The organism is Caulobacter sp. GW821-FHT11E11, from assembly GCF_058808315.1.
Window position 1 is genome coordinate 625,764 of record NZ_JBXARO010000001.1, and the last position, 11,745, is coordinate 637,508.

The following is an 11,745-nucleotide window of genomic DNA, read 5'->3' on the forward strand; positions in this document are numbered from 1 at the left end:
CTCAACCTTCCTAGTTCGCCCCGTTCACGGGCAGGAGAACGACTACACGGACGCCAGGCGCCGCATCGGTCGTCTCACTTTTGGCCTTCAGCTGCTGACACAGCAGTTGAACAATGGTCAGACCGAACCCCGATGGTTTGGCGTCCTTGTCGAAACCAACGCCGTCGTCGGTTATTTCGATCCTGAAATTTCCCTCTTCGCGGCGAACGCCGACGAAGATCCGGCCGCCGCGCTCCTCCGAGAAACCGTGCCGTAGCGCGTTGGTCAGCAGCTCGTTGACCACCAGGGCGAACGGCGCGGCCTTTGAGGCGGGGATCTCGACGCGCTCCAGATCCAGCTCCATGCGGATATCGTCGCGATTGGCCGAACCCATCAGGTCGGCGACCATGTCGCGGATGAAGGCCGAGACGTCGAAGCGCTCGACGTCCTCGCTCTGGAACAGGCGGCGGTGGACGGTGGCGATGGCGTTGACGCGGCCTAGCATGCCTTTCAGCGACGCCTTCAGCGCCGGATCGGCCACGCGGCGGTTCTGCAGCAGCAAGAGGCTGGAGATGAGCTGCAGGTTGTTCTTGACCCGGTGGTCCACCTCGTGGAGCAGGGCGGTCTTCTGCTCCAGGGCTTCCTTCAGCTCGTGCGTCCGCGCCTCGATGATCGCTTCCAGATCCGCGGGGCTGCGCCCTGTGGCCTGGCTGACATCGCGTACAGATTCCGAATAGTCGTCCATGCCTGCGGTCAAGCTCTCACCACCCCGTGGACGCTCAACGTACGCCAACTTGTCGGGTTCCCAACATAGGTGGGCGCTGAAAACGAAAACGGCGGGAATCCAAGGGATTCCCGCCGTGCTGTCTGATGGTCCGTCCGTGCTTCCCGGAACGTGCGGGCCGTCAGGAAGGCCTATTTCGGCTGGTAGATCTTGTCGAACACGCCACCGTCGTTGAAGTGCGTGGCTTGCGCCTTCTTCCAGCCGCCGAAGGTGTCGTCGATCGTCACCAGCGGGATCTTCTTGAAGCGGGCCGCGTACTTGGCCGCCACGTCGGCGTTGCGCGGGCGGTAGTAGTTCTTGCCGATCAGCTCCTGGGCCAGCGGGCTGTACAGGAAGTTCAGATAGCCTTCCGCAATGGTGCGGGTCTTGTGGCGGTCGACGTTCTTGTCGACCAGGGCCACCGGTGGCTCGGCCAGGATCGACAGCGACGGATAGACGATGTCGAACTTGCCCGGCAGTTCGTCCTGGGCGAGGTAGGCCTCGTTCTCCCAGGCCAGCAGAACGTCGCCCAGGCCACGCTGGGTGAAGCTGGTGGTGGCGCCGCGGGCGCCGGTGTCCAGCACGGGCACGTGCTCGAACAGGCTCTTCACGAAGGCCTCGGCCTTGGCGGGATTGCCGCCCGGCTGCTTCAGGGCCCAGGCCCAGGCGGCCAGGTAGTTCCAGCGGGCGCCGCCCGAGGTCTTCGGGTTCGGCGTGATCACGTCGATGCCCGGCTTCACCAGGTCGCCCCAGTCCTTGATCTTCCAGGGGTTACCCTTGCGGACCAGGAACACGATGGTCGAGGTGTAGGGGGTCGAGTTCTGGGGCAGGCGCGACTGCCAGTTGGCCGGCAGCAGCTTGGCCTTGGCCGAGATCTCGTCGATGTCATAGGCCAGGGCGAGCGTGACGACGTCGGCCTGCAGGCCGTCGATCACCGAGCGGGCCTGCTTGCCTGAACCGCCGTGGCTCTGGTTGATCACCAGGGTCTGGCCGACCCGGTCCTTCCAGTACTTGGCGAAGGCGGTGTTGATGTCCTTGTACAGCTCGCGCGTCGGGTCGTAGCTGACGTTGAGCAGGGTGATGGTCTTGCCGGCCTGGGCGTTGGCCAGGGTCGGCAGGCCGCCCGCCGCCAGGGCGGCGGCGCCCGCGCCGGCGCCGGCCAGGAGGCCGCGGCGGGTGGTCTTGTTCAGGTCTTGGGTCATCACTGAAGCCTCTGTTTTTTCGGGCTGCTCGCTTTAAAGCGAGCTTGAGATATGCCGTCCGCCGTCAGGCGGGTTTGTAGATTTGATCGAACACGCCGCCGTCATCGAAGTGCCGGGCCTGGGCCTTGGCCCAGCCGCCGAACTGCTTGTCGATCGTCACCAGCGGAATCTTGGGGAACTTGGATGCGTACTTGGCCGCCGCCGCCGGGTTGCGGGGGCGGTAGTGGTTCTTGCCGATCAGGTCCTGGGCCAGCGGGCTGTACAGGAAATTCAGGTAACCCTCGGCGATGGTCCGTGTTCCACGGCGATCGACCACCTTGTCGACCACCGCGACCGAGGGCTCGGCCAGGATCGAGAGCGACGGATAGACGATCTCGAACTTGTCGGCGCCGAACTCCTCGCGGGCCAGGTGGGCCTCGTTTTCCCAGGTCAGCAGCACGTCGCCGATCTCGCGCTGGGCGAAGGTGGTCATCGAGCCGCGCGCGCCGCTGTCCAGGATCGGAACCTGCGAATACAGCTGCTTGACGAAGGCCTGGGCCGAGGCGTCCGAACCGCCGGGGCGCTTGAGGGCATAGGCCCAGGCCGCCAGATAGGCCCAGCGCGGCGCGCCGCCGGTCTTGGGGTTGGGCGTGATGATGCTGACGCCCGGCTTCACCAGGTCGCCCCAGTCGGCGATCTTCTTCGGATTGCCCTTGCGGACCAGGAAGATGATCGTCGAGGTGTAGGGCGCGGAGTTGGCGGGCCGCCGCGACTTCCAGTTCTTGTTAATCAGGCCGCGCTTGGCGATCTGGTCGATATCGTCGGCCAGGGCCAGGGTGACCACGTCGGCCTGCAGGCCGTCGATCACCGAGCGCGCCTGCTTGCCCGAGCCGCCATGGCTCTGGCTGATCGTCAGGTCCTGACCGACCCGGGCCTTCCAGTACTTGGCGAAGGCCGGATTGATCTCCTTGTAGAGTTCCCGCGTCGGGTCGTAGCTGACATTGAGCAGGGTGGCGGCCTTGGGCGCCCTGGCCTGCGCGGCGCCGGCCAGGACCAGGCCCGCCGTTCCGACCCCCGCCGCGACCATGTCGCGGCGGGAGGGAGCGAAGGACCGTACGTCGCGGGACTTCGTCATCGTCTGATACCTTAGAAAGCGAACTGGCTGCGGAAGTTGATCGCTTGGTAGCTCTGGCTGAGCGGCAGCAGGCCGCCGGCCGGATCCTTGCGGTCGATGTCGACGTCCAGATAGTCGACCGAGAACTTGGTCACCGAGTTGGGGAACCAGTTCAGGCCGACGGTCCAGATGGTCTGCTCGCCGCCGCGCACGCGGTCGCCGGCCAGGGTCGCATTCTCGTGGTGGTTCAGATCCAGCACCGAGTAGCGGCCGGCCAGTTCCCAGGCGCCCCACTTGCCGGCCTTCGGGTCGAAGGGGTTGGCGATCGCGGGAGCGTCGAAGGCGAAGGTGTTGGGGTTGTACTTGCGGGCCTCGCCCGTCAGCACCCAGCCGCCTTCCACGTACCAGCCCGTGAACTTCGGGTCGGTGACGCCGGCGGCCGCGTTGCGGCGGTCGATCTTGTAGTCGAAATATTCGCCCTGGATCAGCAGGCCCTTCTTCTGGGCCGCGGCTTCCAGGCCGAAGTGGCGGGCGCCCTTGGCGTCGATGGCGCCGGTCGTGATCAGCTGGGTGCCGTCGACGCGCAGTTCCGGGCGATCCTGGATGGTGACGCCATAGGCGCCGGTCAGGGCCGCGGTCTGGGCCGGAGTGGCCACGACGCTGGCGTTGGCGCCGACATGGACCAGCCAGTCATAACCCTTCAGCGGCACGGCGGCGAAGCGGCCCAGATAACCCAGCTGCTCGTCGAAGGTCTGGCCGTCGCCGGCCTTGGCGCCGGTGACCGCGCCCGACAGGATCCAGCGTTCCTGGACGACCTGGCCTTGCAACGCGATGCGGCGGTCGGCGCCGGCCAGGCCGCGAGCGGCTTCGGCGGCGGACGGACGTTCCGGGAACAGCGAGCCGTTGGTCGAGGCCGCGTCTTCCAGGCCCAGGTTCGGGGCGTAGGCGCCGACCCGGACCTTGAAGGGCGCGTAGTTGTACTGGAGGAACAGCTCCTGCAGCTGGCCGGCGCCGTCGGTGCCCGCGCCGCCGAAGTCCAGCAGGATCGAGTAGTCGAAATACTTGGCGAACTTGCCGTCGACGCCCAGGCGGGCGCGGCGGAAATTGGTGCCGTTGTTTAGGTCGCGGGCGTTGCCGAGCACGGCCGGCAGGCCCTTGTCCTGGAAGTACTGGGCGGCGTCCAACTGCATCACCCCGTGCAGGGTGGCGCTGTAGGCGCCGTCGCCGGACGAGATGGTCGGGCGGCCGGCCGCGATGCTGACGTTCGTGACGCTCTGAGCAGCGCGCACGTCCTTCAGGCTGGCGGCGGTGGCGGCCTTCAGGTCGGCGACCTGTTGTTGCAGCGTCTGGAGCTGAGCCTCCAAGGCGGCGATACGGGCTGCGGCTTCGTCCGGGCTGGTGGGCGCCGTCTGAGCCGACGCGGCGCCGGCCGTAGCCAGCAGGGACACGCCGGCGATCAACGCGGCGCGCAATGCGAGTGTGGTTTTTGTCATGTGTATTCCCCTCTCGACGCCGCCTGGGCGGAGCCGAACCTGCAAGAGCTAGGGAAAACGATTATCCCTAGTTCCCAAATCGAGATTAGGAAAACCGGCCGTGAGTTTTTCTGGAGGCGCGGCGAAATGTCGCGAAAAACGCTGCGAAACTTCCATCAAATCAGACACTTGAACGGTTAAGCATCCGTATACGGAAAAAGCCGCCCCGGTTTCCCGGGGCGGCTTTCCATATTTCAAACGCTCAAGTTCAGGCCCGGCTGGGCCTTTGCGGCATGCGTTAGAACATCGCACGTCCGGCGAGGCGCAGGTTGTAGCGCTTCTGTTTCTTGGTGGCTTCGACGCCGCCTTCCAGGGCCAGGTACGACATCGGCGTGCCGGCGCGCAGGGCGAAGCCCGCGGTCAGGGCGCCGTCCTTGTCGTTCAGGGCCGCCAGGGTGAACGGGTTGCCGCCCTTGAAGCGGGCGATGGTGTCGCCGGTCGCGCCGGCCAGGGTCTGGCGATAGCCGACCCGCACTTCCGGACGCCACCAGACATTCTTGCCGAAGTCGGCGCCGAACACCACGCCCAGTTCGCCGCTGAGGTTGTCGGACGTGCGCTTGTCGACGGTCAGGTCGAAGCCGTCGCCGCCACCGGCTTCGGTGCGCTTGCCTTCACGCAGCCAGACATAGTCCAGGCGGCCTTCGGGGCGGGCGAAGAAGCGACCGAACTTCTGCTCGTAGGCGACGCCCGCATAGGCGTTGGCCGTCAGACCCTTCCAGTCGGCGGTGTTCTTGAGCACCAGGTCGGCCAGGCCGTCGCCGTTGTTGTCCGGCGCGATGAAGCGACGATCGCCCTGGAAGAAGCCGTAGCCAAGGCCGCCGCCGGTGTTGAAGCGCCAGCCGCCGACCGAACGACGCCAGTAGGCGCCGGTCTGGACGAACGAAGCGGTGGTCTGCTCGCCGACCTTGGCGACGGTGTCGTGTTCCTCGACGCTGACATAGGCCAGGGTCAGGCCCAGCGCGCCGCCGGCGTCGCCCATGGCTTCATAGCCGCCGACGAAGCCGAAGGCCTGCGTGTCCGAACCCAGGGTCTGGTCGGTGTCGCGGCGGGTCAGCGAGTTGATTTCCTGGACCCAGATGCTGTCGGGGCCATAACGGTCGCCCGGATCGGGCCGGAACATCGTGGCCTGCGAGATCTGCTGGTTGACCGATTGCAGGGCCGCGAACAGGCCCTCGCCCTGGTCGGGCAGCATCTGGTCGTACAGGTCGCGGAAGCCGTCGCGGGTGTTCTGGCCCAGGAACTGGGTGGCCACGTCGCTGTTGGCGCTCAGGGCGGAGAACACGGCGTCATAGGCCGAGGTCTCGGCCTTGTTGAAGCCGATCTCGGCGGCCGTGCGGCGACGCACGTCGATATAGACGTTGTTGGTGTCGGCGCGGCTGGTGGCGACGTACAGGTACGGCGACTCGGCCAGCAGACCGCTGCCGATGGTGCCGACATTGATGTTGCTGCCCTGGATCACCAGGAAGCTGGTCGGCGCCTTGACGATGTTGGCCAGGCGGATGCCCAGCTCGGCGCCGGTGGCGATGTTGGTGGCGCCCGAGACGACCAGCTTGGTGTTCTGGCCCGCGGCCGGATCGGCCGAGAACAACAGCTTGGACTTGGCGCCCATCGTCAGGCTGGAGACGTTGATGGCGTCGGTGTTGACGATGCCGAGGCTGCCGTTGGCGATGGCGATGTCGAGCTTGCCGTCGCTGTCGCTCAGCTTGCCCAGGGCCACGGCGCCGCCGTCGATCGACAGGCGGTCCTGGCCCGCGCCGAACGACATGTTGCCCAGCAGGGTGCCGCTCCAAAGGTTCAGCGTGTCGTTACCGCCGCCGAACAGCACGTCGCCGACCATGCTGGGGGCGATGGTGACCGTCGTGGCGTCGCTGCTGGTCACGGTGTCGGTGGTCGGCCAGGTGGTGGTCGACGCATAGTCCGCCGGACCCGACTGGGTGAAGGTCACGCCCGAATTGTTGGCCCGCAGGTCCAGGGCGATGGCCTGGCCCGTGGCCGTGGTCGTCGCGGAAGTGCCGTCGGCCTTGAAGGCCGGGGCGCTGATGGCCGCGCGGATCGAGCCGGTGTTGGTGATCGTCTTCAGCGTGCCCGACTGGTCGAGGATCGCCACGGCGTCGCCCGTCTCGCCGACGCGGCCGACGGTGATCGAGCCGGTGTTGCGCAAGGACGTGCTGGTCGCGCCCGTCCCCACGACGATGCCGCGCGCCGAGGCGGTGACGCCCGAGCCGGCATAGGAGGACGAGCTGGCGGCGATGGCGCCGCGGTTGAGGATCTCGTTGGCGATCGCGCCGGCGTTCAGGCTGACGGCGGTGGCGTTGGCCTCGAAGCTGGTGGCCTGGATCTGGCCGTCGTTGCGGATGCCGCCCGTCACGGTGGTGGTGCGACCGCCGCCGGCGCCGACCGACAGGGCGGTCGAGGCGATGCCGTTATAGACGCCCGCGGCGCTGATCGCGCCCTTGGCCACCAGGCCGTAGGCGTTGTCGGCCGCGCCCACGGCGCCCAGGGTGATGTTCTTGTCGGCCGAGCCGATCTGCAGGGCCGGCGCGCCGCCGGAGACGCTGATGCTGGACGAGCCCGAGGTGCTGGACGTGGTCGTGCTGGTGACGGTGTTGCCGTCGGCGCCGACCTTGGTCGAGTAGTTGGCGCCCTGCAGCAGCACGCCGCCGGTCACGTCGCCGGCCACGCGCACGGCCGGGCCGCCTTGCAGCAGGTCGTCGGCGTCCAGTTTGTTCAGGGCGTCGACCGTGGTCGGGCGCGAGGTGTAGCGGTAGCCGGTGGCGGCGGTGGAGCCTTGCAGCACCAGCGCGCCGTCGATCGTCGAATCGATGGCCTGGGCGACCGCGCCCTGGCCCTGGACGTTGATCGTGCCCCCCAGGGTCACCTTGCCGGTGACGGGGGCTGCGATCCGCACGCCATAGGCGTTGTCGCCAACGACGCTGATCGTGCCCAGATTGGTGACGTTGCCGACGATCGGGCCTTCCAGCAGCATGCCGGCCGAGTTGTTGCCCTCGACCGTGATCGTGCCGCCGGCGCTGTTCTCGATATTGCCGGTGAACGTGCCGGCATTGGTCAGGCGGACGCCGAAGCGGTTGTTGCCCTGGGCGAACACGCCGTCCAGATCGCCATCCGAGTCGCTGTCGGTGGCGGTGTAGTCCTCGATCAGCGAGATCGTGCCGGTGTTGGTCAGCCCGCCGGTCTTGCCGCCGATGATCAGCACGCCGACGCCGTCGTTCACGCCGGTCGTCGAGATCGTGCCCTGGTTGGTGACCTTGTTGTTGCTGTCGATCGTGACCAGCGCGCCAGACGTCGTCGTCTTGATCGAGCCGTCCGTGGTGATCTTCAGATCATCCGCCGCCGAACCCGTTGCCGTGCTGGTGGCAATGGGCGTCGTACGCGCGGTGGAGACCGAGGTTTCCGCCATCGCGGCGAAACCCATGGCCAAGAGAGGAGCGGCCGCGACTGTCGCGACCAGGACCTTGCGCTGCATTACGTATGACACCCCAACGGAAACCGGCGCACCTAATTCGGGTCACGTTGCGGCGAAAATGCGGTGCATCTCGCTCGTGACACGTACTGAAACGTCATCCGTCTATCGCATGGCTTGGCGGGGCGCCATATCTGGATCGACGAATCGCCTCTCGCTTGAATCGGTGAGCCTCCACATGCCGCTGGCGAACACGCCCCCGGACGGGTCCGAAACACGCCCCGCGAGCGCTTTCTGGCCTTCAATGATTGGACCTGGAGTCATTCTGGGCCTGGCCGTGGTCGGCGTGGCCCAGCCTGTTCCGGCCGTGATCGCGGCCCTGGCGACGGGCGGCGCGGGTTGGTGGCTGTCGCGCCGCGCGGCCGTGTCGGCGGTGATTCCGGTCTCCGGAGGCTTGGTTCCGGTGGCCGCCGTCGCCGAGGCGCCGCCTTTCGCGGCGATTCTCGACCGCCTGCCCGATCCGCTGATGGTCATCGCCGCCGAAGAGGCCGACGACCTGACCGGCCGCCGCTTCCTGTTCGCCAACGCTGCGGCCCGCGAACTCTTCAAGATTCAGCACCAGGGCGCTCTCCTGGTCACCGCCGTGCGCAATCCGCGCGTGCTGGAGGCCGTCGACGAGGCCCTGTTCGGCAATGTCGAGGGCGTGGTCGAGTTCGAGACCGGTGGAACCCAGGGCCGCGCCTGGCTGGCCCATGCCCGGCCGCTGAAGGAAAGCGTCGGCCGCTCGCGTCTGGCCTTGCTGGCCCTGCGCGACGAGACCGACGCCCGCCGCAGCGAGCGCACCCGCGCCGACTTCCTGGCCAACGCCAGCCACGAACTGCGTACGCCGCTGGCCTCGCTGTCGGGCTTCATCGAGACCCTGCGCGGCCACGCCAAGGACGATCCGGGCGCCCGCGACAAGTTCCTGGCCATCATGCTGGCCCAGGCCGAGCGGATGTCGCGCCTGATCGACGACTTGATGAGCCTGTCGCGAATCGAGCTGAACGAGCACATCGCCCCGGCCGGACGGGTGGACCTGGCCATGGCCGCCATCGACGTGATCGACGCCCTGGCCCCGCAGGCCCGCGACAAGGGCGTGACCTTCGATCCGGTGCTGCCGCCGCGCGGGGGGGCCGTGGTCGAGGGCGATCGCGACCAGATCATCCAGGTGATCCAGAACCTGGTCGACAACGCCATCAAATATACGCCCAAGGGCGAGACGGTGCGGGTCGAGATCTTCCCCGGCCTGGCCGCCGAGGCCGCCGCCGCCGCCCGCGACCCGGCCGCCCAGCGCATGTCGCTGCTGACCCCCGACCACGATCTGGTCGAGCGCTATGCCGTGCTGCGCGTCACCGACAAGGGGCCGGGCCTTGCGCGCGAGCACCTGCCGCGCCTGACCGAGCGCTTCTATAGAGTCGAAGGCCAGAAGAGCGGCGACCGCTCGGGCACCGGCCTGGGCCTGGCCATCGTCAAGCACATCATGAACCGCCACCGCGGCGGACTGACGGTCGAGAGCGTCCAGGGCGAGGGCGCGACCTTCGGCGTCTACCTGCCGATGGCCAAGGCCGGCGCGACCGTCGCGCCGCCGTCTCCGGCCACGGCCGAGGCTTAGGGCCCTAGAATTCGGTCCAGGCGTTCGTCTTGATCGCCACGGCGGCCGAGCCTGGCCGCTGGATCGGCATGCGGGCCTGAACCGGCGCGGGGCGGTGCTGGACCGGCGCCCGGGCGTTGGAACTGGTCGCAAAGCGGCTGACGAGCGCCGACAACTCGGCTGACTCCTGTTTCAGGCTGGCGGAAGCCGCATTGGCCTCCTCGACCATGGCCGCGTTGCTCTGGGTGACCTGGTCCATGCGGTTGACGGCGGTGTTGACCTCCGAGAGGCCGGCGGACTGCTCGCGCGACGACTCGGCGATCTCGGAGATCAGGCCGTCGATCTGGCCGACCTTCAGGGCGATGGTCGACAGGGCCTCGCCGGTGTCGCCGACCAGGCGGACGCCACGCGCGACCTGGGCCGTGCTGCTGGCGATCAGGATCTTGATCTCCTTGGCCGCCTCCGCCGAGCGCTGGGCCAGGGCCCGCACCTCGGACGCCACGACCGCGAAGCCGCGACCGGCTTCCCCCGCCCGCGCGGCCTCGACACCGGCGTTGAGGGCCAGAAGGTTGGTCTGGAAGGCGATCTCGTCGATGACGCCGATGATGCTGGTGATCTTGGTCGAGCTGGCTTCGATCTCGCCCATGGCGGCCACGGCGTCGCCGACGATCTGGCCCGAGCGGGCGGCGTCGGCGCGGGCGGCGGTGGCGGCTTCCGAAGCCTGCTTGGCCCCCTCGGCGCTGCGGCCGACCGTGGCGGTGATCTCGTCCAGGGCCGCGGCGGTCTTCTCCAGGTTGGCGGCCTGCTGCTCTGTGCGCTGGGCCAGGTCCTCCGAGGCGGTGGAGATCTCCTGGGCGCCGGCCCCGACGCTCTGGGTGGCGTGGGCGACGACGCCCATGGCCTCGTCCAGCACCGACATGGCGGTGTTGAAGTCGTCGCGGACCTTGCTGAACTGCGGATCGACGCTTTGCTCGATGCGATAGGTCAGGTCGTTGTGGGCCAGATGCTCCAGGCCCTGGGCGATCTCGTTGACCGCATGGACCCGGCCGGTGACGACGGTGGCGAACTTCACGACCTTGGTGATGTTGTGCTTGTGGTCGAAGATCGGGTTGTACGAGGCCTGGATCCAGACCTCCTGGCCGCCCTTGCCCAGGCGCTTGAACTCGGCGGCGACGAACTCGCCAGCGTTCAGCTTGCGCCAGAAGGCGGCGTAGTCGGCCGAGGCGCCGTAGGCCGGCTCGACGAACATCCGGTGGTGCTTGCCCTGGATCTCCGACAGGGCGTAGCCCAACGCGCCCAGGAAGTTGTCGTTGGCGGTGATGATCTGGCCGTCGGGCGTGAACTCGATCACCGCCTGGGCGCGGCAGATGGCTTCCATCTTGCCGCGTTCCTCGGCGCTCTTGCGCTTCTCGTCGGTGATCACCGTGGCGATCTTGACGATGCGCGAGACCCGGCCGCGGCCGTCGCGGATCGGGTTGTAGGAGGCCTGGATCCAGATCTCGACGCCGCCCTTGCCCAGGCGCAGATATTCGCGCGCGTCGAACTCGCCGCGACCCAGCTTCCGCCAGAAGTTCGCATACTCTTCACTGACCGCGTGGGCCGGCTCGACGAACATGCGGTGATGCTGGCCGACGATCTCGTCGAGGCCGTAGCCCATGGCCGTGCAGAAGTTGGCGTTGGCCGACAGGATCTTGCCGCTGGTGTCGAACTCGATGGTCGCCAGCGACTTGTCGAGGGCGGCCAGGGTTTCCACGGCGTGGGCGTGCGAACGCTTGAACATGGTGCCGTCTTCCTAGGGCGGTGGGGCTTGGACGCGAACCTGTGGGCGCAGCTCTTCACCAACTCCTAAATGAACAGGTGCGCAGAGGTCGCATCTCACCCGTTTTGGGGCGATGTAATCGCTCGCGATCTATTTGACCTTTCTAGCGCCTTGAAATAACGCGGAAATTTAGAAGCTCGGTGCGGGTCGCGCAGGGCGTGCGGTCAGGCGCGGCATATCGCCCGGCGTCAGGATGCCGGTGGTTTTCGACAGTGAGCGGAGGGAGGACCGGGCGCTGTCGTCAAACTGTCACAGATCCGTCGCATAAGCACAGCGCCTGCCCGGCATAGATCGCGGCGGGGGAAG

General features: G+C 67.5%; 6 protein-coding genes and 1 pseudogene. 1 reads left to right on the forward strand and 6 read right to left on the reverse strand.

The window, feature by feature from the left end; genetic code table 11:
- Positions 1 to 10: 10 nt before the first annotated feature.
- From lovK to AC1RR5_RS03230, 5 genes and pseudogenes are all read right to left on the reverse strand, one after another.
- Positions 11 to 646 (reverse strand): annotated as a pseudogene (lovK, locus tag AC1RR5_RS03210) (photosensory histidine protein kinase LovK); the annotation flags it as partial.
- A gap of 248 nt (positions 647 to 894) precedes the next feature.
- The gene (locus AC1RR5_RS03215; protein ID WP_492919646.1) at positions 895 to 1,944 is read right to left on the reverse strand and encodes a sulfate ABC transporter substrate-binding protein; all 1,050 of its coding nucleotides are present in this window, start codon (positions 1,942 to 1,944) and stop codon (positions 895 to 897) included.
- Positions 1,945 to 2,008: 64 nt separating this feature from the next.
- A complete protein-coding gene (locus AC1RR5_RS03220; protein WP_492919647.1) occupies positions 2,009 to 3,058 on the reverse strand; it encodes a sulfate ABC transporter substrate-binding protein in 1,050 nt (349 codons plus the stop codon).
- Positions 3,059 to 3,069: 11 nt separating this feature from the next.
- Complete coding sequence (locus AC1RR5_RS03225; RefSeq protein ID WP_492919648.1) at positions 3,070 to 4,530, reverse strand: OprO/OprP family phosphate-selective porin; 1,461 nt, start codon at positions 4,528 to 4,530, stop codon at positions 3,070 to 3,072.
- Between the two features lie 277 nt (positions 4,531 to 4,807).
- On the reverse strand, positions 4,808 to 8,065 hold the full coding sequence (locus AC1RR5_RS03230) for an autotransporter outer membrane beta-barrel domain-containing protein (RefSeq protein ID WP_492919649.1): 3,258 nt from the start codon (positions 8,063 to 8,065) through the stop codon (positions 4,808 to 4,810).
- A gap of 163 nt (positions 8,066 to 8,228) precedes the next feature.
- On the opposite strand from AC1RR5_RS03230, the gene AC1RR5_RS03235 reads away from it, so the two are divergent.
- Positions 8,229 to 9,641 (forward strand): sensor histidine kinase, encoded by a 1,413-nt coding sequence (locus tag AC1RR5_RS03235; RefSeq protein WP_492919650.1) that lies wholly within the window; start codon positions 8,229 to 8,231, stop codon positions 9,639 to 9,641.
- 4 nt (positions 9,642 to 9,645) lie between these two features.
- On the opposite strand, the gene AC1RR5_RS03240 is transcribed toward AC1RR5_RS03235, so the two are convergent.
- Complete coding sequence (locus AC1RR5_RS03240) at positions 9,646 to 11,400, reverse strand: methyl-accepting chemotaxis protein (RefSeq protein ID WP_492919651.1); 1,755 nt, start codon at positions 11,398 to 11,400, stop codon at positions 9,646 to 9,648.
- Positions 11,401 to 11,745 lie beyond the last annotated feature (345 nt).

What these genes read in the sequence shown, in the direction of transcription:
- AC1RR5_RS03215 (WP_492919646.1), bottom strand. Translation starts at nt 1,944, where the DNA reads ATGACCCAAGACCTGAACAAGACCACCCGCCGCGGCCTCCTGGCCGGC.
- AC1RR5_RS03220 (WP_492919647.1), bottom strand. Translation starts at nt 3,058, where the DNA reads ATGACGAAGTCCCGCGACGTACGGTCCTTCGCTCCCTCCCGCCGCGAC.
- AC1RR5_RS03225 (WP_492919648.1), bottom strand. Translation starts at nt 4,530, where the DNA reads ATGACAAAAACCACACTCGCATTGCGCGCCGCGTTGATCGCCGGCGTG.
- AC1RR5_RS03235 (WP_492919650.1), top strand. Translation starts at nt 8,229, where the DNA reads ATGCCGCTGGCGAACACGCCCCCGGACGGGTCCGAAACACGCCCCGCG.
- AC1RR5_RS03240 (WP_492919651.1), bottom strand. Translation starts at nt 11,400, where the DNA reads ATGTTCAAGCGTTCGCACGCCCACGCCGTGGAAACCCTGGCCGCCCTC.